The organism is Hydrogenophaga sp. GW101-3F08 (assembly GCF_059424585.1).
The window spans coordinates 1-26992 of the sequence record NZ_JBWKZP010000003.1; the positions used below are offsets into that span (position 1 = coordinate 1).

The window sequence follows — 26992 nt, forward strand, 5'->3', positions numbered from 1 at the left end:
GGCCGACGCGCTGGGCGCGGCCAACCCCGTGGCGCTGGGGCCATGGCCGGTGCCTTCGGTGGGGCTGGGACCGGGGTCGGCGGCGGCCGGCGCCGCGGGTGTGGCGTCCGGGCGCGCGGGCGCGGGCGGTTGCGGCGGGCGCAGTTGTTCGCCCAGGGCGCGCACCTGGTCCAGCGACGCCGCGCTGGCCGCCGTCGCGGCCAGGGTACCGGGCGTGAGCACCGGCGTGAACCAGGTGCTGAGCACCTGCGCCTTGAAGAAGTCGAGCGCGTCCTTGATGCGGGCCTCGTTCTCGGGCGTGCCGGTCATGTCGGCGACCTCGATCTTGATCGCGCCGCTGCGCACCAGGCGCTCGAAGCCGGTGTCGATGCCGGCGCGCACAAAGCCGCGCTGGCCGTCGGCCGAGGTGCTGAAGTGGGTAAACACCTGGTTGAAGTCGGCGGTGATCTTCACGTTGAAGGCCGGGCGCAGACCGGTGTATTTCAGGTCGTAGATCACGCCGATCGGCGTCGTGCCATCCTTGAGGGCTTTCTCCAGGATGGTCGCGCCTTCGGCCGACAGTTCCAGGCTGAACACCGCCGTGTTGTTGCCGGCCAGCGAGGGCTTGCCCGCACCCAGGATGCTTTCCACCGCGTTGAACGAACCTTCGGGCGCGTTGGCCGATGGGCTGGCCCGTGTGCCGCCCGCGCCCTGCAGGTTGAGCGCCACGCAGGCCACGGTGCCGTCGTCGAACGGCACCGGCGCCAGGCGTGGCTGGCCACGGCTGATGGAGCGCAGGCGCTCGAGCACGCGGCGCTCCAGATCGGCATCCAGCTTGAGCTGGGTCTCGATCATCAGAAAGCCACCGCCGCGCCGCGCCAGGCCGGCGCGGTTCTTGTACTTGAGGTAGGTGAACTGGGTGCGTTGGTCGGCCTCGCGCCGCGCCAGCGTCACCGGCCCGGGCAGGTACCAGAACTGGGACGCATCGGCGTGGTCGCGAAACACCGTGACGCCTTCGATCGAGATCGAGCGTGAATCGAGTTGCAGCATGGGGGGCCTCTCGCGGAAGTTCAGTTGGGAATGCGCAGCGCCAGCTCGGTGGCCGCGCTGGCGGTCCAGTCGCTCACCTTGCCCAGGCCGTTTTCAAACAGCCAGTGCACTCGGTATTCAAAGCGCATGCGGTTGGGGTCGAGGTAGTCGTACTCGAACTCGCCCGAGCTCTGGCCGTTCTCGAACACCAGGTCGTCGGCGAACGACAGGCCACCGGCAAAGTCCTCGAAACGCAACGACACGCTGGCCCTGCGCAGGTGGCGCCGCTCAAAATCGGCCGGCGCGCGCACGGTGACGATGCGCCGGCCCTTGGCGTCGGGCTTGATGGCGATGCGGCTGGCGTTGGTCATGGACTCGGGCAGCTCGACAAAGCGGCTGTCCTTGTATTGCAGGCTGATGCGGTAGAACACCGACTTCTGTGCCGGATTGCGCAGGTCCACGGAAAAGGCCTTCGAACTCGACCCCTCGGTGAAGCTCATCGACTCTTCGACCAGCACGTTGTTGGCCGGGTCTTCGTAGCGGAAGTCGACGAAGGCCTCCTGCACCTGCGTCCAGTCGACGCTGGGCACCACCTGCACCACGCGCCGCGTGGGAAATGGGTTGCGCAGCGTGACCTGGGTCTCGTCGCTGGCCTGCCAGCCATGTTCGACATCGCGGTTGTCGAGTGCGCGAAAGACCTTCTTCACCTCGAACGTGGTCTTGTCCGGGTCGAGCACGAACATCTTCCAGTTCGCACTCGGCGCCTCATGGGTCAGGCGCAGCGTGTCGTGCTGAGCGATGTCGTTCGCTTCGTCGCTGTAGCGCAGCTGCACCTCGACCGAGCTGTAGCGATCCCAGGGGAAGTTCTCCGCGATCACCGGAACCGTGATCAGGCTGTAGAGCTCGCGCGGCACGATCTCCACGTTGTCGATGTCCACCGTCCAGGGCTTGCTTTTGAGTTTGGCGGGGCGCTTGGTGGTGTCGACGTTCTTGAACAGCACTTCAAATTCCATCGCCACGTCGCGCAGCGGTTTGCCGGCATCGATCTGGCTGAACCACTCGAACTTGGTTTCCAGCGCGGCGGGCGTCAGCAGCGCGTTTTGCGGCTTGTCGCCATAGGCCGCGCGCACGTTGATGCTGGCGATGTCGTCGGCGGCCAGGTCGTTGCGCGCGGTCACGCGCAGCTTGCGTTTCTTGAACCACTCGTTGTCGAGAGAGACCTGCTTGACGAAACGGTCCATCGGCACGCGGCCGTCGCGCAGCGTGGCGAACAGCGACTGCAGATGGCCTTGCGGGTGGATGTGCTTCTTCACCGCCACGCGCTCGGAGAAATTGACGTTGAGCGCCTTCTTGTCCATGCGCTTGTAGTCCATGCGCTTGTAGCTGAAGCTGGGCAACAGCCCCATGGCGGGCCCGCCCGCGGCCTGCGCCGACTGGTTCGCGGCAAAGCGGCCCACGGCGTCCATGGCGCGCTCCCAGTCGGGTTTCTTCTCGGGCGTCCAGGGCGGCAGGCTGACGTTGAAGAAGGCCTCGGTGATCATCGAGCGCACCTGGGCGAGCGCGGCGTCGCGCCGGTCGATGATGCCCTTGGTGTCGTCGCCCTCGGCCACGAAGGTGTCGGACTCGAGCACGATGGCGCGTTTGTCGATCAGCTCGTCGACCGCCTTGCCGATCTCGGTGGAGACGACCAGGAAGCTGGCCGAGAAGCTTTCGTCCATGTGCTTCTGCACCCGGTCCCAGTCCACCTTCAGGCGGATGTTGTAGGCCGGGCGCAGGCCCAGGAACTCGAGCGAATAGACCACCGCCACCGGCAGGATCTCGCCATCCAGCACCTGCTGCATGACGGTGAAGCCGTCCTGGTCGAGCTGCACCGAAAACGCCGCCTGGTTGTCGCCGTAAAGCGAGGGGTTGGCGCTGTGGTCCATCTTCAGCACGAACTGCGGCCCGGCCGGCGTGGCCGGCGTTCCGGTCGGCGGGGGCGCGGCGCTGTCCTTGCCCAGCATCATCAGCCGCACCGTGCCGCCCTCGAGCGGGATCGGCGCGATGCGCGGCGCGTTGCGCAGGTTCTCGGCGTTGGCGATCTCGCGCGCCAGGTCATCGACCTGGCGCTGGCTCGCGCCCACGTTGCAGTCGAAGTTCAGGAAACCGCCGTTGCCGGCGTCGCCACGAAAACCCAGCAGCATGAACTGCGGGATGTCGAGCCCGAGCGCGCTGTCGCGCACGGTGGTCAGATGGGGCGCGGTGGGCATGTAGTACCACTGCTCCGGGTCGGCGTGGTCGGGGAATACCGAGAGGCCGTTGATGATGCGCGAACGGGAGTCGAGCAAGAGCATGGTTTTTCTCCTGGTGCTCAGGCGGGGATTTCAAGGAACACCGACAGATCGGACTGGCGGGTCGGGCCGACCACTTTCTTGCTGCCGTCCTGGAGGAAATAGGTGACCGTGGTCTCGTACTCGGTCTTGGCCGCGTCCTTGAGCGCGACCTTCCAGCTCTTTTCCGCGTCGCCGGACTTGAAGCGCAACTCGTTGCGGCTGTTCACGCCGTTGGTCGTGTCTTGATAGGACAGCGCCACGTTGACCAGCTTGGCCCGGTCCCAGTCCATCAGATCGGGCACCACGCTCACGGTCAGGAACTCCACCGTGCCGCTGCCCAGGGTGATGGTGGATCGCTTGGCCACCGTCTCGGGCAACTCTTTCATCTTGCCGTCCTTGAAGAGCACGGTGGCGGTGTAGCGCACCTCGCCCAGGGCGTCGTCGATCACGGGAAAGGTCCAGTCGTCGGCCGGGTTGTCCTTGTTGAGGTTCTTGTTGACACGCTGGCGGTAGTTGTTGCCCGCGTCCTCGTAGACCGCGTCGACCGTGATGCTGGCGACCTCGTTTTCCAGGTCGCCGACGGCGCGAAAGCCGATGGTCTTCATGGCGCTGAACGGATCGTCGATGTAGAGCTGGCTGGCGGTCTGCTCGCGCACCGGGCCCTTGATCTCGCGCCCGTCGGCCATCTGGTAGACCACCTGCACCTGCACCGGGCCGCTGCGGCGCTGCTCGATGACCTGGCGCACACTGAAGGTGTTGCTGTCCTTGGTCATGTTGAACTTGGCCTCGAAAGGCCGCGCCCCGCCGGCGTAGCTCACGGTGATCAGCGCGCGGTCGACCTGGCCGAAGTTGATGTCGCCCGGGGCGATGTCAAGCGCCAGGATGCCCAGGTCGTCGACGTTGATGGTGAGGTTGGTGTCGTCGGTCTCGACCTCGGGGCTCTTGAAAACGAAGGCGCTGTTCTTGTAGTTGACGGTGTAGGCGTACTTGAACTTGCGGATGCCCTGGTGCACGAAGCACTCGAACTTGGCCACCGCGTCGGGGCTGGTGAAGGTGAATTCCTGCGTCTTGGCGTTGGGGCCGTGCGGGTAGCTGATCTTCACTTCCACGCTGTGGATCGGCAGGTCGGCGAAGCTGGCGTTGACGCGCATGTTCACCTGCACCGTCTTCAGGAATTCGTCGACGCTGAGCTTGCTGTAGTAGTCCTCCCACTTCACCGGTTTGCCGTCGGCGCCCTTGAGCGAGGTCACCGTGGGCAGCTGGCCTTGCGGCGCCTTGTTGGTGATGATGGTCTTGGCCTCGCTCCACTCCACGCGCACGTTGGCGATCTGACTCTTGTTGATGGTGCGGCGGATGTCCTCGATGTCCTGACCCTCTTGCAGGGCCTTCACGTTGGGGTCGACGTCGGCGATCTCCTTGAGCATGTTGCGCTGCACCGCCGCTTCGAGCTGCTTGTTGATGAGCGCGCGCACATCGCCTTCGAGCTTGGCGTTTTCTTCGGGCGAGAGATTGGGCGCCTGGGTGAACTCGAAGTGGGTCTTGGTGACGTCGTTCTTGTAGCGGCTGGAGTTCACCACCTCGGTGTAGCTGTCCTCGCTCCAGAAGTTGTCTTCGGTGTTGATGTCCTGGAAGAAGCTGTAGAACTCGGAGGCGTTCCAGGTGCCCCAGGCGCTCATCTCGGGCAGGCGGATGTAGTGGTCCAGCTTGTAGACCACGGTCACGGCGCTGGCCGATCCGGTGCTCAGCGTTTCCTTGAAGATCGCGGTGCCGAGCTCGGAGAGCTCCATCATGAACGCGGCCACGTTGCGGCCATAGAGCGAAGGCTTGCCCGCGCCGCGCACCTTCTCCACCAGCGCGCCGCCTTCGCTGAGCAGCAGTTCCACCGTGCCGCCGGTCCAGAGGATCGGGGCGATCTTCACCTTGGGCGGCTGCGCGCCGCGCTTCTTGTATTTGGCGTCCACCTCTTTCTGCAGTTCCACCGTGATCTTGGCCAGGGCGTCGTCGGGCACGGTGAGCTCGGCATCAAACGCCACGAAGCCGCCGAACTTCTTGCCTCCGTCTTCGCGCAGCTGGCCGTACTCCACGAAACGCAGCGCCAGGCCGCCGTTCTCCATGCGCGCAAAGGTCGGGCGGTTCGGATAGACGTAAAAGGTGTGGTCGTTCTGGTGGTCGCCGTGCACCTGGAAACCCAGCAGTTGGCGAACGTTGTCGAGTTGCATCATGGTGAAAGTCCTTGGGTGGTGGGGTGTTGAAGAGGGCGTTGAAAGAGCGGTCAGGGTTTGGGCAGGCCCCACAGCGCGGCGTCGCCAAAGCTTTCGTCCGGGGCGGGCGCGGCGGGGCTGCTGCTGTGGGTGGCGGACAGGCTGGCGCTGGCTTCGGTGCGCAGGCCGGCGACGGGGTCTTGCGGGTCGCCGCGGTTCAGGCTGGCCTCGCCCAGAAACGAGGCCTGGGCGTCCAGCGTGCTGCTGCGCACCGGCGCGTCCGCGAGCGTCAAGCGGTAGGCCACGCCCACCCAGCCGGTCTCACCGGCCGCGGCCTGGCGCAGCTTGTCCGCCTGCTCGGGATTCAACATGGCACTGAAGGCGGCCTGGAACGGCGCCACGCCCGACGAGGCGGTGCTGATGGCGGTGACCCACTGGCCGGCGCCGTCGCCAAAACGCAGCTCGGCCGGGCTGGCGATCAGGGGTTCGGGCAAGAGATCGATCATGTCGGGTGCGCACTGCCGTTGCGCGGCCAGCTCGGCGCGCGCCTGGTCGAGCGCGGCTTGCGGGGCCGCCCACACCGCGGTGAACGACAGCAGGCTCACGCTGCCGGCCTTGATGAAGCTGAACTGCGCCGATCCGTCGTCGTTGCGTGCCAGCGTGGGCCGGGCGGGCCGGTAGGCGAAGCTGTTCGGCTCGGGCAAGGGGGTCAGTACAAGACCGTGCAGATCAAGGCTCATGGTGTGCTCCGTGTCGGGTCCTGGCTGCTGCGAAGTTGCAGCGGCACCGTGGGTGAGGTGGCGGCGGACCAATCGGCCTGGCCGGCCCAGCGCCAGCGGTAGCCGCTGCGAAACGGCGACAGCGCGGTCCAGCCCCAGGTGGCTGCTGGCGCGGCCGGCGCGAGCCGCAGCAAGGCGCGCCGACCGGCCTGGTCGACCCGGTCTTCGGGCACGAGCTCGATCAGCACCTGCGGCGCGGCGTCGTCGAAGTCGCACTCCAGCGCCAGGCTACGTGCGCCGCTGCCCTCGAAGCTGAAGGCGTCCAGGTACAGGTTTTCGGTCACCACCTGCGCCTGCGTGGCGCAAGTGCGGCCGTCGGCCAGGGCGGTGGCGGTGGCGCTGAGGGTGGCGTCGGTCACCCCCGGCGGCAGGGCCAGTGCGAGCCGCGGGTGGGCGCTGTCGATGGCGCCTTCCGTCGCCCAGGGCTTGCCGGCGCGTTGGCCCTGGCAGCTCAGCGTGATGCGGGCTTCGCGCAGAAAAGCGGCCTCTGCCTCCACGCCCACAAAACGCAGGCCCAGCGCATCGGCGCCGATGACCAGGTGGCGCCGGTCCGCTGTCTGGACCGGGCCCTCCACCAGCTCCGCGTGGCCGTCTTGCCGCACGAAGCTGCTGATCTTCCATTGGTAGTGCAGCGGCTCGTCGGGCGCGAGCCGCAGGTTCAACAGCACCGGCGCGTCGTTGGCCGGCAGCGTGGCCGAGGCGCGGCTGCTGAAGGGCCGGGCCGGCGGCCGGGGCGGCGCGATCACCTCCACTTGCGCGCGCAGCAGGCCCACGCGCGGGCCCGGCAGGTTGGGCAAGAGCGTGAGGCTGTGCCAGCCGCTGCCCAGGGCCGGCACGCTGTGGCGGCGCACCAGTTGCCCGGGCCACGAGGCCGGCGGCAGTTCGCACAGTGGCGCCAGCGGGTCGGCGTCCATCACCAGCAGGCGCGGGCACAGCAAGACTTCATCCAGCGCCCACGACACGCGACCGGCCGGCATCAGGGCCGCATCGAAGGCCACGCGCACGTCCGCCGCCGGGCCGTCGGCCGGGCCGGGCATCAGGGCACAGAAACGTTCGACCAGGCGGTCGAGCAGCGCGTCGGCGGCCTGCGGCCGGTTCGAGAGCGGCACCTCGAGCAAGGCCGCGAAACCCAGGCTCTCGGGGGCGTCCAACAGGCGCTGGCGCAGCGATGGCAAGGGCAGCTCCAGTGCAGGCAGCGCCGCGCGCAAGGCCGCAGGATCGAAGCTCACGGCCAGCGGCCAGCGCTCGGCCACGCCGCGCACCCGCACCCAGGCCTGCGCACCCACCGTGAGCAGCCCGCTTTGCAGGCTGCCCACAAACAGCTCGGTGGCCGCGCCATCGAGGCGCAGCGTGAGGCCCATGGTGCCCAGGCCAACCCGGTCCAGGCTCAACAAGGCCGTCACCTCGGGGGGCAGCGAAAGCGCCTGGACCGCGTGCAGCCGCAACCACGCGGCTTCGGCCGGCAACGGGCCCAAGACGGCCGACACCGGCCATTCCAGCGCGGCCTGGCGCAGCGCTTCCAACCCGTACTCGGCCTCAAAACCCAGTTGCAGCAGCGAGAAGTTTTCAAGACCGGCGTCGCCACGGTCCTGTTCATAGATGTCCAGCGCCAGCGAAGCGGTGCGCAGCCGCTGCGGCGCCACCATGAAACGCCCGGGCTGTTCAAAAGCCGCATACGCCGGCCGCCCCACCACATGGGTGGGGGCGTGCCAGTCGGGGCGGCCAGCGAACATCTCAGTCTCCGCCTTCAAAAGGCACGAAAAGCAGGCCCAGGTCGGTCTTGCGCCAGCCCGAGCTGGTCTGCGTGCCCGAGCGGTACACCACGGTCTGGCGGTACTCGTACTGGCCCTCGGTGTCGCGCCGCAGCAGCACGTCCATCAAGGGCACCGGCACCTCCACCGCTTCTTCGAGCTTGCTGTCACTCAGGCGCACGCTCTTGTTGCCGCGGAACTCGATGATCACGAACCGAATGGCCTTGTCGGGCGCCTGCGCGCTGGTCAGCACCTCGGCGTCGGTCATCACGGTGATGGCGCGCGCGGTCTCTTGGTCCACGCTGTTGTCGAAGGTCTGCGCGAACAGCGCCTCGGGGTCGGGCACGGCGGTGATGGCCGAGGTGTCGAACACCGCGTCCAGCGGGCCGGTGGGCAGCGCATCGGGCCAGGGATCGACCGGCAGCACCTGGAAACCGAGCACGCCCTCGGCCGGCAGTTCGATCGCCTGGCTCAGGTCCAGACCCTCGGTGCGCGCGGGCACCATGGCGCCATCGCGGCTCAGCCAGACCGGCAGCGCCGGTATGTGCAGCGCGCCACCGGTCTGGTTGATCAGCTGGACCGCCACCGTGCCGGTGGCGCTGTCGGTGGTCTCGGTGTACTGGAACAGCTCGCCCTCGAGGGCGCGGAAGTTCAGCTCCACCGGCACCAGGATTTCACCGCCACCCAGGCCGGTGGACACCGCCACGTGGCCTTGCAGCAGGGCGGCCGATCGCGGCGCCATGAGTGCGGCGAACACGTCCTGAAAATCGTCGAGCGCAAAGCTTTCGTTCAGCTGAAAACCGTTGGCCAGATCGACCTGGGCCGCCACCTCGATCGTCTGCATGCGCCCACCGCGCGGCAGGCCCAGGCGCAGCACCGAGGGGGCGAGCAACGGTTCCAACGAAATCTCGCCCGGGGTCACACCGGTGGTGGGGAGTTTGCTTTTCAGGGCTTCGCGCGCGGCCAGCAGGCGCTTGCCGTCGGTCACGGGGCGCACGTCGGCGATCAGCTCCACCGCGGTCTGCGTCGCGCCCGGGTCGGTGCTGGGCGACTGGTCCACCACAAAGGCCAGCGCGGGTTTGAAGGGAGGGTGTTCGGTGCGCGCCAGGCGAAACGCGTCGGGCAAAAAATAAAAACGTGTGGGCTGGCTGCTGCTTTGCAGATAGCTGTGGTGGCGGGCGCTGCGACCGGGCGCGCTGTAGGGCACGCTGTGCATCTGCAGGCTGGCCACGGCGCTGCCGGCGCTGGGGCTGCCGCCGGGGTAGACGTAGGAGTGCAGCGCGCTGTCGAACCACAAGGGCATGGTCACCGCCGGGCTCTGCGTCAGGGCACGGTAGCGCTGCGGCACGGCCGCCGCGGGGGCGGCGGCGATGCCGGTCCCGGCCACCAACCGCGGGTCGATCTCGAAGCGGCGCTTGAGCATCAGTTGCCGGTTGGCCGCCAGGTTGAGGCTGTGCCTGGGCAGCGTGTCCGCCACCGGAAACCTGGGTCGCGGCATGCCCGGTGGCACGGGCACAGCCACTGGCGGGCGCCGCCCGGGCACAGGGCCGGGTGTGGGCGCGGGTGCTGCCAGCGGCACCGCCACGGTGTACGGGCGCATGACCACCAGGCTGGCGCCGGCGCTCTGGGCCATGAAAGCGCCAAGCAGTTCGTCGCGCTCGGCCAGGCCCAGACGAAAGATCACCACCGGTCCGCGCGCATCGCTGAGCAGCTCGGTGGCGGGCAGCCGCCGCTCGATCGTGGAGCCGGGCAGACGGTAGCTCAGCGCCGCGTCGAGCGGGTGCGGCAGCGTCTGGGCCGTGCGCGCGGCATCGCCCAGTTCGGGCGCCGGGTAGGCCTCCAGACCCAGACTCACCACCCACAGGCCGCTGGCCTGCGGGTCGGCCACCACGTTCACGTCGTAGCGGCCCGGGGCCGTGGTGCGCAGCCGGTAGCGCGGCAGAAAATAACGCGCGTCGCTGTGCGCGTCTTCGAACAGCGTGGCGTCGCTCGGCTGTGCCACCGGGCTGATGGCGTGCGGCGAGTCCTTGCGCTCAAAGCCGAGCGGTTTGACCGGGTCGAACAGCTCCGGACGGAGGCGGTCCAGGCGCATGCGCGCCACGCCCGGATCGAGCCGCACGGCGCGCAGCGCGCCGGCATCCGCCTGCCTTGGTGCAATCACCGTGGCCACCGTGGCGTCCAGCGCGGGTGACACCGGGTCACCGGCGGCAGCCGGCATCACACGCACCGGCCGACGTGTGGCCGCGGTCGCCAGTTGCGGAGCCATCGCAGCGCGCTGCAGTTCAACAAGGCGATGGATGGGCATGGCAACAGCTCCAATTGAGGGCTCCGCATCTGGACCTGATCTGTGCCCGACCGTTCAGGGCGAGGCCGATGAGGCATGGAGACTTGGAAGGTGGGCGGATGCTACGAGTCGCCCATGCGCCTCACAACCCTAAAACAGGGGATGCCGCGCGGCCGCGCATCTCAGGAGCGAACGGGGCGCGGAGGCTGTTCAGCCACCTCTTTTCCACTGCGAAAAACGGGTGCGCCGAGCGCAGGAAAATCGGGGGCACTTGCGGCTCTGCCCGTTGGAGACGCATCCCCCGTTTGGCGGATGTGTGGCGCCCTCGCCGTGCCTGGAGCCACCCCATGTTTCACCCGCCATGGCCAGCGATGGCTCGGCGTCAAGCCATGCCTTGTTTCGGTTCCGGCCCCGGGCACCACGGACAAGGCCGCACAGTCAACGCTGCGCGGCCTTCTTGTTTTTCGGCGCGGGTACCTCTTCGTCTTCCGCGGCCTGTGCCAGTTCTTCCTTGAGCAACTGCCGGTAGATGCCCGGCAGCTCGCGGCTCATGCTGTTGTTCTCAATGCCATAGCCGAGGCTGGTCCAGGTGCCCGAGAGGCGACGCAGCACCGGCTGCACCCGACCCGCGCGCAGTTGCGCCGACAGGTTGCCCCAGCGCGGGTCGGACAGCCAGGCGTGCACCACCTCGTCCTGGTACACGGGTGCAAAGCTCAGGCCGGTCGCGTCCATCGGGTCGTCGGTGCGCTGCGGGTGGTGGCGGGCCGCCAGTTCCAGCCAGGTGCTGTAGAGCAACTGGTAGCGGCCGGCCGCGGTGGAGCAGTTGCCGCGGTTGGGGCCCCGGCCGATGGATTCGCAGCGGTTGGGGTGCACATCCAGCGTCCACACGTAATCGTTTCCATGCAGCACGTGGTAGGGCCGCAGCACGTTGGACTCGCTCGCGGAGATGGTGCGCATCAGGGCACGCAGGTAGGGGTCGCCACCGGACATGACCAGCGGCTGCGTGCCGGGAATCAGCAGCAGGGGACGCCACCACCACAGCAACAGCAGCATGAGCACGACGGCGCCCGCGGTGAGCGCCAGCCGCGAACGCAGGGGCGAGTCCCAGAAGCCCGGTGGGCGGGCCGCCGGGGTGCTGGGTTCTTCATGGTCGGGGCGTGGGTCAGCTGACACAATCCGGGCATTGTCCAACAACGCCCGACCGACCCGCCATGCTGCTGCCATCGCTTGCCATCCTTGCCGGTCTGTTGCTGCTGGTCTGGAGCGCGGATCGTTTCGTGGCCGGGGCCTCGGCCACCGCCCAACATTTCGCGGTCCCGCCGCTGCTGGTGGGCATGCTGGTGGTCGGTTTTGGGACTTCGGCGCCCGAGATGGTGGTGTCGGTCCTGGCGGCGGCCCAGGGCAACCCCGGGCTGGCGCTGGGCAATGCCTGGGGCTCCAACATCGTCAACATGGCGCTGATCCTGGGCGTGACGGCGCTGCTCGCGCCGGTGCTGGTGCAGTCGGTGGTCCTGCGCAAGGAGCTGCCGATCCTGATAGCGGTGACCGCGCTCACCGCCCTCCTGGTGTGGAACGGGGTGTTGTCGCGGCTCGACGCGGCCGTGCTGCTGCTGGTGTTCGCCGGACTGGTGAGCTGGTCCATCGTCGAGGCCCGCCGCAACAAGGGCGACACGCTGGCCAGGGAGACGGCCACCGAGCTGCGCGCGCACGCCATGCCCTTGCGGCGCGCGCTGGTGCTGCTCGTGGTGGGGCTGCTGGTGCTGGTGGGCAGCTCGCGCATGCTGGTGTGGGGCGCGGTGGACATCGCGCAGTCGCTCGGTGTGAGCGACCTCGTCATTGGCCTGACGGTGGTGGCCGTGGGCACCTCGCTGCCCGAGCTGGCGTCCTGCGTGGCGGCCGCACGCAAGGGGGAAGACGACATTGCCCTGGGCAACATCCTGGGCTCCTGCCTGTTCAACACCCTGGCCGTGGTGGGCCTGGCCGGGGTCATCGCACCGATCGACGTGGGCACCGAAGTGCTGATCCGGGACTTGCCCGTGATGGCCGGCCTGACGGTGCTGCTGTTCCTGATGGGCTGGGGCTTTCGCGGCCCGGGGCGCATCAACCGGGTGGAAGCCGGGGTGCTGCTGACCGCGTACCTGATCTACACCGTGGTCGTGCTGCGGTCCATGGGCCCGTGACCGCCCTCGACCCCGCCAAGGCCCATCAGCCGCGCAGCCCCTCGGCCACCGTGGGGTAACGCAAGCGCAGACCGAGCTCGGTCTTCATGCGCTGGTTGTGCAGCCGGCGCGACTCGCTCATGAAGCTCAGCAGCACCAGCGGCAGCTGGTCGCCCGCCGCGTCCCGCGCGACGCGGGGCGGCCGGGGCAGGCCGTAGAGATCGGCCGCGAGATCGAAGTAGTCGCCCATCTTCAGCTCGGTGTCGTCCGAGACGTTGACGTTGCGCTGCGGCCGCCCGCGCCAGAGCGCCAGCACACAGGCGCGCGCCAGATCGTCGGCGTGGATGTGGTTGGTGTGCACGTCGTCCTCGGCCCGCAGCACCGGTGTACCGCGCAGCAGGCGCTCGCGCGGCGTGCCGCCTTCGCGGTCGGGCGCGTAGATGCCGGGGATGCGCAGCGCCGTGGTGCGCACGCCGGTGGCGCGGCCCAGCCAGTGCACCGCGGCTTCGGCGTCCACCCGGCGCCAGGCGCGCGGCGTGAGCGGCTGGGCGGGGGTGGCTTCGCTCACCCAGCGGCCCTGCCGGTCGCCATAGACCCCGCTGGTGGAGCCATACACCAGCGCGGCGGGCAAGGAGCGCTGCGCCAGCGCCCGCACCAGCGCACGGGTGCGCGGGTCCAGCCGCCAGTCGGCCAGCTCGCCCGAAGGCGGTGGGGCCAGATGCAGCACCCGCGTGCCCAGCCCGGCCAGGCGGCGCAGGCTGCGCGCGTCGTCCAGATCGCCCGACAAGGGCGTGATGCCCTGCGCCCGCAACGCCGCCTGGCGCCCGGGCGTGGAACTGAGGGCGAACAGGCGCGCCCGCCGACCGCCGCCCAGCGCACGCGCGGCGCGCAGCCCCACGTCGCCGCAGCCAATGATCAAGACCCGTTCACGCCGGAAGCGTGCGGGCAAAGCGCCGATGAGGCTCATGCGAGTTCCGAATTTGCGACAATCTTTGTTTGCTGGCGCGCTGTGGCGCCCGCTTGTGCGCCACCTCACCCAGATCCGCCAGTATGACATTCACCATCACCGTCCAGCCCAGTGGACGCGCGTTCGAATCCCTCCCCGAAGAAACCATCCTCGCCGCCGGCATCCGTCAGGGCATCGGTCTGCCCTACGGCTGCAAGGACGGCGCCTGCGGCTCCTGCAAATGCAAGCTGGTCAGCGGCAAGGTGGTCCATGGCGCGCACCAGGCCAAGGCCCTGAGCGCCGAGGAAGAGGCCGCCGGCTACGTGTTGACCTGCTGCGGCGTGGCACAGAACGACGTGGTGCTCGAATCGCGCCAGGTGACCGAGGCCGGTGCCTTCCCCATCAAGAAGATGCCGGTGCGCGTGAACGCGCTGGAGCGCGTCTCGCCCGATGTGATCGTGATGCGCCTGCAGCTGCCCGCCAGTGACACCTTTCAGTACCACGCGGGCCAGTACGTGGAATTCCTGCTGCGCGACGGCGAGCGCCGCAGCTATTCCATGGCCAACGCGCCCCACACCCAGGCCACGCAGCCCGGCCTCGAACTGCACCTGCGCCACATGCCGGGCGGCAAGTTCACCGACCACGTGTTCAGCGCCATGAAGGAAAAGGACATCCTGCGCATCGAGGGCCCCTACGGCGGCTTCTTCCTGCGCGAAGACAGCGAGCTGCCGCTGATCCTGCTGGCCTCGGGCACCGGTTTCGCCCCCATCAAGGCCATCATCGAGCACATGCAATTCAAGGGCATCACGCGCCCCGCCACCCTGTACTGGGGTGGCCGCCGCCCGGCCGATCTGTACCAGAGCGCCTGGATCGAGGCGCAGCTGGCCAGCATGCCGAACCTGCGCTACGTGCCGGTGGTCTCCGATGCCCTGCCCGAAGACGGCTGGATCGGGCGCACCGGCTTCGTGCACCAGGCCGTGCTGCAGGACTTCCCCGATCTCTCGGGCCACCAGGTCTATGCCTGCGGCGCGCCCATCGTGGTGGAGTCGGCCAAACGCGACTACGTGGCGCGGGCCGGGTTGCCCGAAGAAGCCTTCTTCGCCGACGCGTTCACCAGCGCCGCGGACAAGGTGTGACCGCCCATCCACCCACCCCGACTGGAGACCACGCCATGCTGAACCGCCGCCGCCTCATCACCTCCATGGCCCTGGCCACCTCGGCGCTGGCCTTGCCCACGCTGGCTCACGCCCAAGCCGGCGGCACCACGCGCATCATCGTGCCCTTCGCCCCCGGCGGCCCGATCGACGTGACGGCGCGCATCCTGGCCGATGCCGTCAAGGGATCGCTGGGCACCGTGATCGTGGAAAACAAGCCGGGTGCGGGCGGCAACATCGGCGTGAGCGCCGTGGCCAAGGCCGCGCCCGATGGCCTCACGCTGGGCATCGCGACCACCGCCTCGCACGGCATCAACCCCTGGCTGTTCAGCAAGCTGCCCTACGACCCGGCCAAGGACTTCGTGCCCGTCACGCAGATGCTGCGCGTGCCCAACGTGCTGGTGATGAACGCCGACGCCGCGGCGCGCCTGCGCATCCACAGCCTGGCCGATCTGATCGCCTACGGCAAGGCCAACCCAGGCAAGCTCAACTACGGCTCGGGCGGCAACGGCAGCGCCGGCCACCTCGCGGGCGAGCTGTTCAAGAACCAGGCCGGCGTGTTCGCCGTGCACATCCCCTACAACGGCGGCAACCCCGCACAACTGGGCCTGCTCTCGGGTCAGGTCGATTTCAACTTCGACAACCTCGCCACCGCCGCGGCCAACATCCGCTCGGGCAAGCTCAAGGCCCTGGCCGTGACCACCGGTCAGCGCAGCGCGGTGATGCCCGACGTCCCCACCGTCGCGGAGACGCTGAAGGGTTTCGAGATCGACACCTGGTGGGGCCTGGTCGTGCCCGCCGGCACGCCGGCCGAGATGGTGCGCAAGCTGAACATGGCTTTCGGCGAGGCCTTGAAGTCTCCCGAGGTGAAGACCCGCTTCGCGACCCTGATGGCCGAGCCCGCGCCCAGCACGCCCGAGGCCTTCGGCGAATTCATGACCCGCGAGCGCGCCAAATACCAGCGCATGGTCCAACTCAGCGGCGCGAAGGTCGACTGAGACTGAGACTGAGCCGGGCAACGGGACCGGCCCGCGCCGCTCTCAGCGCTTGATGAGCGCCAGCGTCTCGGCCAGCTCTTCGGTCACGTCCCCCAGCTTTTCGGCCGCGTCTTCATAGAAGTTGCCACCGAATGCGCCACCGCGTTTGGTGTCGCTTTCCTGTTTCGTCGCAACCACCTGGCCCGTGCGGGCATCGATGGCTTCAAGGGAAAAATCGGCCGAGGCCTTGCCCGCGCCCACAATGCCGCCCACCCAGCGCAAAGCCTGGTTCCCCGGGTCGTAGCTGACCTTGGCCTGAACCACGACCACGCCTTCGCGCTGACCGGGTTGTTCGCTCAACACCTCCAGGCCGCTCTCTTTCAGAGCCGCCTGGATCACACCGGGCAGCTTCTTTTCAAAAGTCTGTTTGTCCTGCACACGGTTGTTGTCCGGGTCCTTGTCCAGCAAGGTGACCGAGACCGTCGAAACATAGGCCTGCGTGTATTTGCCGGGCAGTTCCGGTGCCGCGGATTTCTCGGGGCTGGAGCCACAGGCGGTCAGCGCCACCGCCGTCAAAAGCAAAGCAGCGGCACGAATGGTCGAAAGAGACATCAATAGTTTCCTGAAAAAGGGGCCCCTCCACATGAGAGCCCGCAGGGATTCTAGTGATGGCGCCAGCGGCCTCCCTGGCGGATCAGCGCGCCTCGTCCAGCAGCTTCTTCACGTCGCCGGCCAGTGCCTGCGCGCCGCTGCCGTAGCGGGTGTACAGGCGGACGCGGCCCTGCGTGTCGTAGACGTAGCTGCCCGCGGAGTGGTCCATGGTGTAGCTGGTGGGGGTCTTGCCCTCGACCTTCTTGTAGTAGATCCGGAAGCTCTTGGTCAGCGCGGGCAGCGCGTCGGGCGCGGCATACAGCGCCAGAAAGCCGGGATCGAAGCTGGCCATGTAGGCCTTCATCACCTCGGGCGTGTCGCGCTCCGGGTCCACGCTCACGAACAGGCCTTGCAAGCGCTCGCCATCGGGGCCCAGCAGGCGCTTGGCCTCGGCCAGCTCGCTCATCGAGGTGGGGCACACGTCGGGGCACTGGGTGTAGCCGAAGAAGATCACCACGACCTTGCCCTGGAAGTCGGCCAGGGTGCGCGGCTTGCCGTCGTGGTCGGTCAGCGAGAAGCCGGTGGCATAGTCGGCGCCGGTGATGTCGATGCTGGAGAAGCCCGAGGCCGTGGCGTCGGCGGGTTTGTCGGTGCAGGCCGCGAGCAGCAAACCACTCAGAGCCAGCACAAGGCAACCACGGCGGAGAAGAGATGTCGGTTTCATGGCAGTACGGCAGGCATGCTACCCAGGACACCGCGGAACCGGCTCTGCCGGGCCGCTGGTGTCGCCCCCTTGAGGGGGTCGCGCGAAGCGCGGCGGGGGTGTTTCACAAGTAATGATCGATGAGCAGCGCCGCGAACAGCAGCGAGAGGTGGATCAGCGAAAAACGGAAGGTCTTGCGGGCGAACGCATCGGAGTAGTGGCGCCAGAGCACGAACGCGTAGCCACAGAAGCCGATGCTCAGGGCCACCGCGGCCACCAGGTAGAACCAGCCGCTCATGCGCATGATGAAGGGCATGAGGCAGGCGGCGAACAGCACCAGGGTGTAGAGGAAGATCTGCAGCCGCGTGAATTCGGAGCCATGCGTCACGGGCAGCATGGGCAGGCCCGACTTGCGGTAGTCCTCCACGCGGTACAGCGCCAATGCCCAGAAGTGCGGCGGCGTCCAGAGGAAGATGATGAGGAACAGGATCAGCGCCTCGGGCGAGACCACGCCGGTCATGGCGGCCCAGCCCAGCACCGGCGGCATGGCGCCCGATGCGCCGCCGATCACGATGTTCTGCGGTGTGAGCGGTTTGAGGATGACGGTGTAGACCACCGCGTAGCCGACGAAGGTGGCAAAGGTCAGCCACATGGTGAGCGGATTCACCCAGAAGTACAGCACGGCCGAACCGGCGCCGCACAACACGGCGGAGAAGCTGAGCGTCCTGGCGTTGGTGAGCTGGCCTTTGGCGGTCGGTCGCCAGGCGGTGCGTTTCATCTTGGCGTCGATCTGCTGTTCCACCACGCAGTTGAACGCGGCGGCCGCGCCGGCCACCAGCCAGATGCCCAGCGACGCGATGGCGGCCAGCCGCAGCTCAGCCCAGGTGGGCACGCCGGGCACGGCCAGCACCATGCCGATGAGCGCGCAGAACACGATGAGCTGGATCACGCGCGGCTTGGTCAGCGCGTAGAACTGCCGCCAGGTGGGCGGCAGGGCAACGGCGGTGGGGGTGGAGGACGCGGAGCTCATCGGATCGCCTGGGAGGTGTTGAAGGGGACGGAACGCACGGTGTCGGCGTTGGTTCGGGTGCCGCAGAGCGCGCCCGTCAGAACGATGACCAGCGCCGCCGCGCCACCGGTGTGGCCCACCGCCGCGAGCAGGGGCCAGTCGAGCACCACGTTGGTCAGACCGCTGGCGAACTGCCACAGGGCCAGGGCGATCAGCAGCCGCGCCGTGGCGCGCATGCCCGCCACCGGCCACAGCCGCCAGGCGAGCCAGAACAGGGCCGCCAGCACCACATAGGCGCTGAGCCGGTGTATGTAGTGGATGGCGGTGAGCGCGGCAAAAGGGATCGCCTCACCCAACGTGTCCAGGCCCAGCGCACGCCACAGTGCGAAGCCGCGCTGGAAATCCATCTCAGGCCACCAGCTGCCCTGGCAGGTTGGGAACTCGCTGCAGGCGAGCACGGCGTAGTTGGTGCTGACCCAGCCGCCCAGCGCAATCTGCAGCCACAGCAGCGCAAACACCAGACCCAGGGCGGCGCGCAGGCCCGCGCTCAGCGGCACCGGAGCGGCAGCGCCTGGGGTTGCGTGGGCGTAACCGGCGGCCTGGGCGCGCAACAGCGCGAGCAGCACCAGCCCCCCCAGCAGGTGCAGGGTCACGATGGCGGGGAACAGCTTCATCGTCACCGTCAGCGCGCCAAACGCGCCCTGCAGGCAGACCCAGAACAGGGTCAGCAGCGGCCAGGCGAAGGACACGGCCAGACGCCGCCGCTCGACCCAGCTCACGATGACCAGCACCAGGATCAGCACGCCCACGGCCGTGGCCAGGTAGCGGTGGATCATTTCGACCCAGGCCTTGGAGAAGGTGACCGGGCCGCCGGGCATGGCCTCCTGCGCCGCGGCGATGGAAGCCCCCGCCCCCACCGGGCTCACGCTGCCGTAGCAGCCCGGCCAGTCCGGGCAGCCCAGGCCCGAGTCGGTCAGGCGGGTGAAGGCGCCAAACAGCACCAGGTCGAAGGTGAGGAACAGGGTGACCAGTGTCAGCACCCGCAGGCGTTGCGTGGGCTCGGCGCGGCGGTTGCGCAGCCACACCCAGGCCAACGGCCCGAGCGCGATCACCACGCCCAGCAGCATGATGCGGGCCACGGGCGCAAGGTCGTACAGGGTCTGGGTCTGCATGGCCAGGGTCAGCGGGTGGGCACCGGCGCAGCGTCGTTCGGCCGACCCGGATGGTCCCAGAACGCGGCGGCGCGCATCAGGCGGTCCAGGTCGCGCTTGGCCTGCTTGGGGTCGAGCGGGGCGGGGAAACGCATCATCCAGTTGCCCAGCGGGTCCACCAGGTACAGGTGGTCTTCGATGCGATGACCCGGCGCGGGCACCAGCCAGGTCGCGAGTTGCTCTGCGTCCACCTGCAGCACCCGGGCCGCCGCCGTGGCCTGGCGCAGCGGCTCGGGCAACGCGGCGTCGCCGATGCGCAGCCACACCCAGTCCAACCGGTCTTTTTCCTTGCCCAGGGTTTCCCGCAACTGGCGCTGCAGGTACAGGTGCTGCTGGCAGGCCTCGCCGCAGGCGCTGTCGGCCACGCTGATGAGCAGCCATTGGTCTTTCAGCGCGGTGAGGGGCACGGGCCGACCCTGCGCGTCCCGGCCACTGAACGCGGGCAGCGGGCGCTGCGGGTCGATCAGTTCACCGTAGTTGCGCCGCCCCTCGGGCCGGATCACGTAATACGTGAAATACGAAGCGATCACCGGCGCGGCGCTCACCAGCAACAGGGCCAGCATCTTCCAGCGCCCGGCGCGCGTGCTCGCTGCGTCGCGCGCGCTGGCCTGGTCGAGCTGCGGCAGGCTGTGCACGGTCAGGGTCAGCGGTTCATCGGGGGTCTGTGCCATGGGGTTTGCGCGATCGGCGGGGGGAAAGGAATTGGAACCAGACATACAGGAAACCCGCAAGGGCACACAGGCCAAACCACTGGAATGCATAACCGTGGTGTCTGGAGACGTCGGCTCCGGTGCGGGGCCAGTCGCGTTGCAGACCGTCGGCGGTGTCGCCGGTCTGCAGGACGGAAACGTTCAGCAGGGACAGCCCGGTCTCCTGCGCAAACGCTGCGAGTTCGACATTTTGCCGGATCATCCCCGTGCCCGCCTTGCCCAGTTGATATAGCTGGCCCGGCGGCGGGGCCAAACGCCCTTCGACGCGGACCTCGCCCGTGGGGGTGTCGATGACCGGCAGGCGGCTGCGGTCGTTGAAATCGCGTGGCACCCAGCCGCGCTGCACCAGCACCGCCCGCTCGCTGCCCGCGATGCGCAACGGCGTGACCAGGAAAAAACCGGTGCGACCGCCCATCTGCCGGTTGTCCAGAAACACACTGGCCTCGGGCACCCAGCGCCCGCTCAGGGTCACCGGGCGGTGCAGGCCGGCCTGCGGGTCGGGCGCCCGCAGCAGCTCTGGCCCGCGCCAGGCCGCCAGCTGGCCGCGCTGGTCGATCAGATCGTGCAGCGCCTGCTTCTGCGCCGCGCGTCCGAGCTGCCACACGCCCAGGGCCGCCGTCGTCGCCATGGTGAAGACGGTGGCGGCCGTGACGAGCCAGAAACGCAGGTGGCGGGAACTCATGCGGGAACAGCCGGGTGGGGGAAAAAGAAACCGATAATCGCACGCATGAAAACACTCGTCATCGCGGCCTTCGTCGCCATCATTGGCAGCCTGGCGGCCGCGCTGGTTTTCATGATGCGGGGGGGTGACGAGGGATCGCCCGACGGCAACGACAAACCGCGCAAAAACCACATGGCACGGGCACTGGCGTTTCGCGTCGGTTTTTCCATCCTGCTGTTCGTGGTGGTGCTGGTCAGCTACCTGATGGGCTGGATCCAGCCCACCGGTCTGCCATTGCAGCGCTGATCCGGCTCACCATCCCATTGCCCACCAACAAAAAAGCGCCTGCGGGCGCTTTTTTGTTGCTGGCGGGGATGGGGTGGCGCACCACCCCAGGCGGCCGATCACATCCAGTACACGAGGATGTACAGACCCAGCCACACCACGTCCACGAAGTGCCAGTACCAGGCCGCGCCTTCGAAACCGAAGTGGCGCTGTGCGGTGAAGTGGCCCTTCTGCAGGCGCAGGGTGATGAAGAGCAGCATCAACATGCCCACCAGCACGTGGAAGCCGTGGAAGCCCGTGAGCAGGAAGAAGGTCGAACCAAACACACCCGAAGACAGCTTGAGGTTCAGCTCGCTGTAGGCGTGGGCGTATTCATAGCCCTGCACGCACAGGAAGGTAATGCCGAGCAGCACCGTGACCCACATGAATGCGATGGTCTTGGCACGTTCACCGGACTGCAGGGCGTGGTGGGCGATGGTCAGCGTCACACCCGAGGACAGCAGCAGCGCGGTGTTGATGGTGGGCAACCAGAACGGGCCCATGGTCTGGAACGGCTCGACGATGCCGGCCGGCGAGGCGGTGGCGCCGGCCTGCAGACTCGGCCACACCGCGGTGAAGTCGGGCCAGATCAGCGCGTTCTCGATGTTGCCCAGCGCGGGCACCGAGTGCACACGGGCCCACCACAGGGCCGTGAAGAAAGCGCCGAAGAACATCACCTCCGAGAAGATGAACCAGCTCATGCTCCAGCGGAAGGACAGGTCGATCTTGCGGCCGTACAGGCCGCTTTCGCTCTCACCCACCGACTGGCTGAACCACTGGAACAGCACGATCAGCCAGAAGGCCAGACCGAAGGCCAGCGAATACGCGCCCCAGCCCGCGCCATTGACCCACTGGCCCGCGCCCAGGATGACGAAAAACAGCCCGATGGCCGCCATCACCGGGTGCCGCGAAGGCCCGGGGACGAAGTAATAAGGCGTCGTGCCGTGTGTTGCTGCTGACATGCTCACTCCTAATTGCTAAGCGCTTGTATGAATGTCTGAAAGAAAAAAACCTTGTGCTGTCGACGGCACCGCCTCAGGCGACGACCCAGTTCACCAGCAGGATCAGGCCCAGCACGAACAGCAGGGCCATGACCACCCCCACCACCAGGATGTGGATCGGATTGAGCTTGGCGATGTCGTCCTGGTAGTCGGCATTGCGCCGCACACCGAGAAAACCCCAGAGCACGGCCTTGACCGTGCCCACGAGCGAACCTTTGCGCTGGTGCACAGGCTGCGTCATACGGCCCCCGGCAAGGAGGCGGCCGGCACGGCGCTGGCCTGAGGCAGATGGCCCTCGGGCGCCGCCGGCACCTTGCCGCCCACCTCGAAGAAGGTGTAGGACAGCGTGATGGTGGTCACGTCCTTGGGCAGCTTCGGATCGATCACGAACGCCACCGGCCAGGCCTTTTTCTCGCCCGCCGCCAGCGTGTACTGGTTGAAACAGAAACACTCCAGCTTGTTGAAGTGCGCCGCCGACTGCTTGGGGGCGTAACTCGGGATCGCCTGCGCCGCCATGGTGCGGTTCTGGACGTTCTGGAACTCGTACATCACCGTGGTGAGTTCGCCCGGATGCACCTGAAGCGAACGCACCGCGGGCTTGAACTGCCAGGGTCCGCGGGCATTCGCGTCGAACTCCACCGTGATGCTGCGCGTGCGGTCCACCTGCGTGTTCACCGGCAGGGTGGGCCGGGCACCCGGCACCTCACGCTCGGCGAGCGCCAGCACGTTGATGCCGGTCATCTCGCAGATGGCGTTGTAGACCGGGACCAGGGCGTAGCCGAACCCGAACATGCCCAGCGTGATCACGCCGAGCTTGCCCACCATCTTGAGGTTTTCGCGACGAAGTCCCATGGGGCGTGTCCGGTTCGGAAGTGCGGGCGTGTCGGCGGGCATCAGCCGCCGAACAGCACCAGCTTGCCCACGAAACCGAGGAAAAAGACGAGCGCCACCGAACCCAGGATCAGACCCAGGCGCAGGTTGCTCTTTTTTTGGTCAGGCGTCATGTTTCAACCGTTGCTGCGCCGGGGTTCAGCCGATCACCTTGGTGGCGCTGGCATCCAGCTTGGGCGGGTTCTCGAAGGTGTGGAACGGGGCCGGCGAAGGCACTTCCCACTCCAGACCCTCGGCGCCTTCCCAGGGCTTCTGTGGCGCCTTGGCGCCCTTGCCACGCATGGCAGGCAGCGCGACGGCGAAGAAGAAGAAGACCTGTGCAAGACCGAAGGCAAAACCACCCACCGAGGCGATGGCGTTGAAGTCGGCGAACTGCATCGGGTAGTCGGCGTAGCGGCGCGGCATGCCGGCCAGGCCCAGGAAGTGCATCGGGAAGAAGGTGACGTTGAACGAGATCATCGACCACCAGAAGTGGATCTTGCCGCGGGTTTCGCTGTACATCACGCCGGTCCACTTGGGCAACCAGTAGTAGATGCCGGCGAACATGGCGAACAGCGAACCGGCCACCAGCACGTAGTGGAAGTGGGCCACCACGTAGTAGGTGTCCTGCATCTGGATGTCGATCGGTGCGACCGACAGGATCAGCCCGGTGAAGCCACCGATGGTGAACACGAAGATGAAGCCAACGGCCCACATCATCGGGGTCTCGAAGGTCATCGAACCCTTCCACATGGTCGCGATCCAGTTGAAGATCTTCACGCCCGTGGGCACGGCGATCAGCATGGTCGAGTACATGAAGAACAGCTGGCCCGTCACCGGCATGCCGGTGGTGAACATGTGGTGCGCCCACACGACGAAGGACAGGATGGCGATGGAGCCGGTGGCGTACACCATGGAGGCGTAGCCGAACAGCTTCTTGCGCGCGAAGGCGGGCACGACCTGGCTCACGATGCCGAAGGCCGGCAGGATCATGATGTAGACCTCGGGGTGGCCGAAGAACCAGAAGATGTGCTGGTACATCACCGGGTCGCCGCCGCCGGCGGGGTTGAAGAAGCTGGTGCCGAAGTGGCGGTCCGTCAGCGTCATGGTGATGGCGCCAGCCAGCACGGGCATCACGGCGATCAGCAGGTAGGCGGTGATCAGCCAGGTCCAGCAGAACATGGGCATCTTCATCAGCGTCATGCCGGGGGCGCGCATGTTGAGGATGGTCACGATGATGTTGATCGAACCCATGATCGACGAGGCACCCAGGATGTGCATCGCGAAAATGCCGGCATCCATCGAAGGGCCCATCTGCAGCGTCAGCGGGGCGTAGAGCGTCCAGCCGGCGGCGGGGGCGCCGCCTGGCATGAAGAACGACGACACCAGCATGATCGCGGCGGGGATCATCAGCCAGAAGCTGAAGTTGTTCATGCGCGCGAACGCCATGTCACCGGCGCCGATCTGCAGCGGGATCATCCAGTTCGCGAAACCCACGAAGGCCGGCATGATGGCGCCGAACACCATGATCAGGCCGTGCATGGTGGTGAGCTGGTTGAACAGCTCGGGGTTGACCAGTTGCAGGCCGGGCTGGAACAGCTCGGCGCGGATCAGCAGCGCGAGCACGCCGCCCACCATGAGCATGGTGAAAGCGAACAGCAGGTACAGGGTGCCGATGTCTTTGTGGTTGGTGGCGTAGACCCAGCGGCGCCAGCCCGACGGGGCGTGATGGTCGTGGTCGTGACCGTGCGCATCGTGGTGGTCGAGAACTGCACTCATGATCGATTCCTTTGAGACTCAATGATTTTCTGTAACCGGATCACTTGCGGGCAGCGACCACATCGGCAGGCTGCACAACCTGCTCGGTTTTGTTGGACCAGTTGTTCTTGGCGTAAGTCATGACGGCGGCCAGCTCGGTGTCCGACAGCTGTTTCCAGGCCGGCATCTCCGCCTCCGGGCCTTTGACGCCATTGAGCAGCACGGTCATCATCTTGGTCTTGTCGGCGTCGTTCACGATGGCCGAACCGTCCAGCGGCTTGATCGGGCCAGCGCCCTTGCCGTTGGCCTGGTGGCAGGCGACGCAGTTGGCCGCGTAAACGGACTCACCACGCTTGACCATGTCGGCCAGGGCCCAGACCTTGCTCGGGTCATCGGCGGCCGCGGCCATGGCCTTTTGCTGCTCGGTCACCCAGGCGGTGTATTGCTCGGCCGTGACCACCTTGACGTGGATGGGCATGTAGGCGTGCTCCTTGCCACACAGTTCGGCACACTGGCCGTAGAAATCACCGGTCTTTTCGGCACGGAACCAGGTGTCGCGCACGAAGCCGGGGATGGCGTCCTGCTTGACGCCGAAGGCCGGCACCATCCAGGCGTGAATCACGTCGTTGGCGGTGGTGATGATGCGGATCTTCTTGCCCACGGGCACCACCAGCGGGTGGTCCACCTTGAGCAGGTAGTCGTCGCCCCCGGGCTTGCCCTGGCTGGACATCTCGCGCTGGGTGGTGTCCAGCGTGGAGAGGAAACCGATGCCCTCGCCCTCGCCCTTGATGTAGTCGTAACCCCACTTCCACTGCATGCCCGTGGCCTTGATGGTCAGGTCGCTGTTGGTGGTGTCCTTCTGGGCCACCAGCACTTTGGTGGCCGGCAGGGCCATGCCGATCACGATCAGCAGCGGCACGATGGTCCAGCCCAGCTCCACCCAGATCGGCTCGGCCAGCACCTGCGACTTGTGGCCCACCGACTTGCGGTGCTTGATGATGGAATAGAACATCACGCCGAAGACCACGACGAAGATGACCGCGCAGATGCCCATCATGAACCAGTGCAGCCAGTGCTGCTCCTCGGCAATGCGGGTGACCGGCGGGGCGAAATTGAGCTGGTTCACAGCGGGACCACCGGGCAGGTCGTTCACCGCATGGGCAGCCTGCGTCGCCCAGACACCCACGCTCAGCGCCAGTGTGGAGGCGGCCGCGCGCACCGTGACCAGCCGTTTACGCATGGAATCAACTGTTTTCTTCGTCGTACTCACTTTAAGCGCCTCAAATATAAGTATTGATTTATATCAATGCCGATTAGAACAAACTTTCATAGGGCCGCCCACTCAGGGAATACCCAACCCCCGCAACCCCGCAAGACCAGCGCAGCCATGGGCTGCGCGGGCGTGACCGAACCGCTGCACCGCAAGCTCCAGCGCAGTCCATCAGCGAACAGGGTTGCCCACGGGGGAAGCGTTGCAGGTTTGACGCACCAATTGCTGGCCATATCCGCGACCGATCCGAGAATCCGCGCGTACTTGCAGGGAAAGCACCCCGAAGGCTTTGATTTATGTCAATTGTAGCGGCGAGAAACGGGGGGCTTTCCTGCCGAGGCGCCCCATCCACCCCCTCGCCGACCTCATCGGCCGGCGATGCAATGCCCGGTTCAGCGGCGCCCGGAGCGCAACATGGCCCGCATGGCGTCCACCGAAACCGCAGTGCTGGACCCCAGTGGCGCCCGCGCAACGGGTTTGAAGGCATGACCGTAGATCACCTCCACGGTCAGCAGCAGACGCCCGTCTTCCGAACGGGGCAGCCCATCTTCCAGCGCCTGGCACAGGCGCTCGTGCCAGGCGTGCGAGCGCCAACCCTCGAACCGGTCCGCGTGCAGATTGCGACCAAGCTCGCGCAGGTCCTGGAGCAGGAGCGGCGCAGCGCTGTACGACAAGGTGATGCGCTCCATGTCCATCACCGGCTCTGCAAAACCGCTGTGCACCAGCATGTCGCCCCAGTCGTGCATGTCCGTGAACGCATGGGTGGGCTCGGGCCAGCCCGCGCGCTGGTAGATCTGCCGGAGCTCGCGCAGGGTGTCCGGCCCCAGGCAGGAGAACATCAGGAAACCATTGGTCTCGATGTGCGCGTGCCAGCGCCGCAGCAAGGCCTGGGGTTGTGGCTCCAGATGCAGCGCCATGTTGGCCCACAGCATGGCCACGCGGGTTTCGTCCTGCGCGGCCGCGGGTGTCTTGCCCCGCACCCAGTTCAGGGGGTTCCACGACGCCGACGGCGGCTCGCGCGTGGCCAGCAAGGCCTGTGGCAACTGCCGCGCGGCGACATGACAACGCGCCTGCGGCAACAAGGACCGCACCCGCTGGTGGGCCTGGAGGCCGCCCAGCACCGGCTCCCAGTGCAGCCAGCTCGAGGGCTTGTCGCGAAACCACTGCAGCCGCTCGGCCATGCGCGAGGCCACCTCTTCGTGCAGCCAGGGGCTCTGGGTGCGGGGTTGCCGCAGCCAGCGCTGCGCGGCGACCGGGTCCAGACCCGGAACGGGGGTTTCGGCTTCGGGCGTGTTGTTCAAGGGAAAACCAGA

24 protein-coding genes and 1 pseudogene are annotated in these 26992 nt (G+C 67.3%); 4 read left to right on the forward strand and 21 right to left on the reverse strand.

Annotation, left to right across the window (positions count from 1 at the left end; all coding sequences use genetic code 11):
• The 7 genes and pseudogenes from AC07YZ_RS09500 to AC07YZ_RS09530 all read right to left on the reverse strand — a co-directional run.
• A pseudogene (locus AC07YZ_RS09500) lies at positions 1-1029 on the reverse strand (hypothetical protein); the annotation flags it as partial.
• 20 nt (positions 1030-1049) lie between these two features.
• A complete protein-coding gene (locus AC07YZ_RS09505; protein ID WP_494794576.1) occupies positions 1050-3341 on the reverse strand; it encodes a hypothetical protein in 2292 nt (763 codons plus the stop codon).
• 17 nt (positions 3342-3358) lie between these two features.
• On the reverse strand, positions 3359-5542 hold the full coding sequence (locus tag AC07YZ_RS09510) for a hypothetical protein (RefSeq protein WP_494794577.1): 2184 nt from the start codon (positions 5540-5542) through the stop codon (positions 3359-3361).
• A gap of 50 nt (positions 5543-5592) precedes the next feature.
• Positions 5593-6261 carry a hypothetical protein gene (locus tag AC07YZ_RS09515; RefSeq protein WP_494794578.1) on the reverse strand — a complete coding sequence of 223 codons (669 nt, stop codon included), beginning with the start codon at positions 6259-6261 and terminating at the stop codon, positions 5593-5595.
• Positions 6258-8033, reverse strand: coding sequence for a hypothetical protein (locus tag AC07YZ_RS09520; RefSeq protein ID WP_494794579.1), 1776 nt, complete (start codon positions 8031-8033; stop codon positions 6258-6260). Before AC07YZ_RS09520 ends, AC07YZ_RS09515 begins: the two co-directional genes overlap by 4 nt.
• Before the next feature lies 1 nt (position 8034).
• Positions 8035-10356 carry a hypothetical protein gene (locus tag AC07YZ_RS09525; RefSeq protein WP_494794580.1) on the reverse strand — a complete coding sequence of 774 codons (2322 nt, stop codon included), beginning with the start codon at positions 10354-10356 and terminating at the stop codon, positions 8035-8037.
• Positions 10357-10773: 417 nt separating this feature from the next.
• Positions 10774-11508 (reverse strand): glycoside hydrolase family 24 protein, encoded by a 735-nt coding sequence (locus AC07YZ_RS09530; protein ID WP_226491642.1) that lies wholly within the window; start codon positions 11506-11508, stop codon positions 10774-10776.
• Between the two features lie 38 nt (positions 11509-11546).
• Between AC07YZ_RS09530 and AC07YZ_RS09535 the strand changes: the two genes are divergently transcribed.
• Positions 11547-12515 (forward strand): calcium/sodium antiporter, encoded by a 969-nt coding sequence (locus AC07YZ_RS09535; RefSeq protein WP_494794581.1) that lies wholly within the window; start codon positions 11547-11549, stop codon positions 12513-12515.
• Between the two features lie 25 nt (positions 12516-12540).
• Here AC07YZ_RS09535 and AC07YZ_RS09540 read toward each other — a convergent pair whose 3' ends face one another.
• Entirely contained in the window at positions 12541-13461 is a 921-nt protein-coding gene (locus AC07YZ_RS09540; RefSeq protein WP_494794582.1) for an SDR family oxidoreductase, read from the reverse strand.
• A gap of 83 nt (positions 13462-13544) precedes the next feature.
• Here AC07YZ_RS09540 and AC07YZ_RS09545 point away from each other — a divergent pair, with 83 nt between their 5' ends.
• Both AC07YZ_RS09545 and AC07YZ_RS09550 read left to right on the forward strand, forming a co-directional pair.
• Positions 13545-14576 carry a CDP-6-deoxy-delta-3,4-glucoseen reductase gene (locus AC07YZ_RS09545; protein WP_494794583.1) on the forward strand — a complete coding sequence of 344 codons (1032 nt, stop codon included), beginning with the start codon at positions 13545-13547 and terminating at the stop codon, positions 14574-14576.
• A 35-nt stretch (positions 14577-14611) separates the two neighbouring features.
• Positions 14612-15592 carry a Bug family tripartite tricarboxylate transporter substrate binding protein gene (locus tag AC07YZ_RS09550; protein ID WP_494794584.1) on the forward strand — a complete coding sequence of 327 codons (981 nt, stop codon included), beginning with the start codon at positions 14612-14614 and terminating at the stop codon, positions 15590-15592.
• A 42-nt stretch (positions 15593-15634) separates the two neighbouring features.
• On the opposite strand, the gene AC07YZ_RS09555 is transcribed toward AC07YZ_RS09550, so the two are convergent.
• The 6 genes from AC07YZ_RS09555 to AC07YZ_RS09580 all read right to left on the reverse strand — a co-directional run bounded on the left by AC07YZ_RS09555 (position 15635) and on the right by AC07YZ_RS09580 (position 20477).
• Positions 15635-16183 carry a DUF4410 domain-containing protein gene (locus tag AC07YZ_RS09555; RefSeq protein ID WP_226491637.1) on the reverse strand — a complete coding sequence of 183 codons (549 nt, stop codon included), beginning with the start codon at positions 16181-16183 and terminating at the stop codon, positions 15635-15637.
• 82 nt (positions 16184-16265) lie between these two features.
• Positions 16266-16886 (reverse strand): SCO family protein, encoded by a 621-nt coding sequence (locus AC07YZ_RS09560; protein ID WP_226491636.1) that lies wholly within the window; start codon positions 16884-16886, stop codon positions 16266-16268.
• A gap of 103 nt (positions 16887-16989) precedes the next feature.
• Positions 16990-17895 (reverse strand): heme o synthase, encoded by a 906-nt coding sequence (gene cyoE, locus AC07YZ_RS09565; RefSeq protein WP_494794585.1) that lies wholly within the window; start codon positions 17893-17895, stop codon positions 16990-16992.
• Entirely contained in the window at positions 17892-19046 is a 1155-nt protein-coding gene (locus tag AC07YZ_RS09570) for a COX15/CtaA family protein (RefSeq protein ID WP_226491634.1), read from the reverse strand. Before AC07YZ_RS09570 ends, cyoE begins: the two co-directional genes overlap by 4 nt.
• Before the next feature lie 8 nt (positions 19047-19054).
• On the reverse strand, positions 19055-19756 hold the full coding sequence (locus tag AC07YZ_RS09575; RefSeq protein WP_494794586.1) for an SCO family protein: 702 nt from the start codon (positions 19754-19756) through the stop codon (positions 19055-19057).
• Positions 19737-20477: an SURF1 family protein gene (locus AC07YZ_RS09580; protein ID WP_494794587.1), complete on the reverse strand. Its 741-nt coding sequence runs from the start codon at positions 20475-20477 to the stop codon at positions 19737-19739. Before AC07YZ_RS09580 ends, AC07YZ_RS09575 begins: the two co-directional genes overlap by 20 nt.
• A gap of 45 nt (positions 20478-20522) precedes the next feature.
• Here AC07YZ_RS09580 and AC07YZ_RS09585 point away from each other — a divergent pair, with 45 nt between their 5' ends.
• Entirely contained in the window at positions 20523-20762 is a 240-nt protein-coding gene (locus AC07YZ_RS09585) for a twin transmembrane helix small protein (RefSeq protein ID WP_494794588.1), read from the forward strand.
• A 98-nt stretch (positions 20763-20860) separates the two neighbouring features.
• Here AC07YZ_RS09585 and AC07YZ_RS09590 read toward each other — a convergent pair whose 3' ends face one another.
• The 7 genes from AC07YZ_RS09590 to AC07YZ_RS09620 all read right to left on the reverse strand — a co-directional run bounded on the left by AC07YZ_RS09590 (position 20861) and on the right by AC07YZ_RS09620 (position 26980).
• Positions 20861-21742: a cytochrome c oxidase subunit 3 gene (locus AC07YZ_RS09590; RefSeq protein WP_226491630.1), complete on the reverse strand. Its 882-nt coding sequence runs from the start codon at positions 21740-21742 to the stop codon at positions 20861-20863.
• Between the two features lie 73 nt (positions 21743-21815).
• Entirely contained in the window at positions 21816-22022 is a 207-nt protein-coding gene (locus AC07YZ_RS09595) for a DUF2970 domain-containing protein (RefSeq protein WP_226491629.1), read from the reverse strand.
• Positions 22019-22633: a cytochrome c oxidase assembly protein gene (locus AC07YZ_RS09600; RefSeq protein WP_226491628.1), complete on the reverse strand. Its 615-nt coding sequence runs from the start codon at positions 22631-22633 to the stop codon at positions 22019-22021. Before AC07YZ_RS09600 ends, AC07YZ_RS09595 begins: the two co-directional genes overlap by 4 nt.
• Positions 22634-22674: 41 nt before the next feature.
• Positions 22675-22785 carry a cytochrome oxidase small assembly protein gene (locus AC07YZ_RS09605; RefSeq protein WP_218017389.1) on the reverse strand — a complete coding sequence of 37 codons (111 nt, stop codon included), beginning with the start codon at positions 22783-22785 and terminating at the stop codon, positions 22675-22677.
• A 25-nt stretch (positions 22786-22810) separates the two neighbouring features.
• Complete coding sequence (gene ctaD / locus AC07YZ_RS09610) at positions 22811-24430, reverse strand: cytochrome c oxidase subunit I (protein WP_226491627.1); 1620 nt, start codon at positions 24428-24430, stop codon at positions 22811-22813.
• Positions 24431-24470: 40 nt separating this feature from the next.
• On the reverse strand, positions 24471-25637 hold the full coding sequence (gene coxB / locus AC07YZ_RS09615) for a cytochrome c oxidase subunit II (RefSeq protein WP_494794896.1): 1167 nt from the start codon (positions 25635-25637) through the stop codon (positions 24471-24473).
• 434 nt (positions 25638-26071) lie between these two features.
• Positions 26072-26980, reverse strand: coding sequence for a methyltransferase domain-containing protein (locus AC07YZ_RS09620; RefSeq protein ID WP_494794589.1), 909 nt, complete (start codon positions 26978-26980; stop codon positions 26072-26074).
• Positions 26981-26992 lie beyond the last annotated feature (12 nt).

Bases quoted from the DNA above. Each gene is read 5' to 3' on its own strand.
- AC07YZ_RS09505 (WP_494794576.1), bottom strand. From the start codon at position 3,341: ATGCTCTTGCTCGACTCCCGTTCGCGCATCATCAACGGCCTCTCGGTA.
- AC07YZ_RS09510 (WP_494794577.1), bottom strand. From the start codon at position 5,542: ATGATGCAACTCGACAACGTTCGCCAACTGCTGGGTTTCCAGGTGCAC.
- AC07YZ_RS09515 (WP_494794578.1), bottom strand. From the start codon at position 6,261: ATGAGCCTTGATCTGCACGGTCTTGTACTGACCCCCTTGCCCGAGCCG.
- AC07YZ_RS09520 (WP_494794579.1), bottom strand. From the start codon at position 8,033: ATGTTCGCTGGCCGCCCCGACTGGCACGCCCCCACCCATGTGGTGGGG.
- AC07YZ_RS09525 (WP_494794580.1), bottom strand. From the start codon at position 10,356: ATGCCCATCCATCGCCTTGTTGAACTGCAGCGCGCTGCGATGGCTCCG.
- AC07YZ_RS09535 (WP_494794581.1), top strand. From the start codon at position 11,547: ATGCTGCTGCCATCGCTTGCCATCCTTGCCGGTCTGTTGCTGCTGGTC.
- AC07YZ_RS09540 (WP_494794582.1), bottom strand. From the start codon at position 13,461: ATGAGCCTCATCGGCGCTTTGCCCGCACGCTTCCGGCGTGAACGGGTC.
- AC07YZ_RS09545 (WP_494794583.1), top strand. From the start codon at position 13,545: ATGACATTCACCATCACCGTCCAGCCCAGTGGACGCGCGTTCGAATCC.
- AC07YZ_RS09550 (WP_494794584.1), top strand. From the start codon at position 14,612: ATGCTGAACCGCCGCCGCCTCATCACCTCCATGGCCCTGGCCACCTCG.
- AC07YZ_RS09555 (WP_226491637.1), bottom strand. From the start codon at position 16,183: ATGTCTCTTTCGACCATTCGTGCCGCTGCTTTGCTTTTGACGGCGGTG.
- AC07YZ_RS09560 (WP_226491636.1), bottom strand. From the start codon at position 16,886: ATGAAACCGACATCTCTTCTCCGCCGTGGTTGCCTTGTGCTGGCTCTG.
- cyoE (WP_494794585.1), bottom strand. From the start codon at position 17,895: ATGAGCTCCGCGTCCTCCACCCCCACCGCCGTTGCCCTGCCGCCCACC.
- AC07YZ_RS09570 (WP_226491634.1), bottom strand. From the start codon at position 19,046: ATGCAGACCCAGACCCTGTACGACCTTGCGCCCGTGGCCCGCATCATG.
- AC07YZ_RS09575 (WP_494794586.1), bottom strand. From the start codon at position 19,756: ATGGCACAGACCCCCGATGAACCGCTGACCCTGACCGTGCACAGCCTG.
- AC07YZ_RS09580 (WP_494794587.1), bottom strand. From the start codon at position 20,477: ATGAGTTCCCGCCACCTGCGTTTCTGGCTCGTCACGGCCGCCACCGTC.
- AC07YZ_RS09585 (WP_494794588.1), top strand. From the start codon at position 20,523: ATGAAAACACTCGTCATCGCGGCCTTCGTCGCCATCATTGGCAGCCTG.
- AC07YZ_RS09590 (WP_226491630.1), bottom strand. From the start codon at position 21,742: ATGTCAGCAGCAACACACGGCACGACGCCTTATTACTTCGTCCCCGGG.
- AC07YZ_RS09595 (WP_226491629.1), bottom strand. From the start codon at position 22,022: ATGACGCAGCCTGTGCACCAGCGCAAAGGTTCGCTCGTGGGCACGGTC.
- AC07YZ_RS09600 (WP_226491628.1), bottom strand. From the start codon at position 22,633: ATGGGACTTCGTCGCGAAAACCTCAAGATGGTGGGCAAGCTCGGCGTG.
- AC07YZ_RS09605 (WP_218017389.1), bottom strand. From the start codon at position 22,785: ATGACGCCTGACCAAAAAAAGAGCAACCTGCGCCTGGGTCTGATCCTG.
- ctaD (WP_226491627.1), bottom strand. From the start codon at position 24,430: ATGAGTGCAGTTCTCGACCACCACGATGCGCACGGTCACGACCACGAC.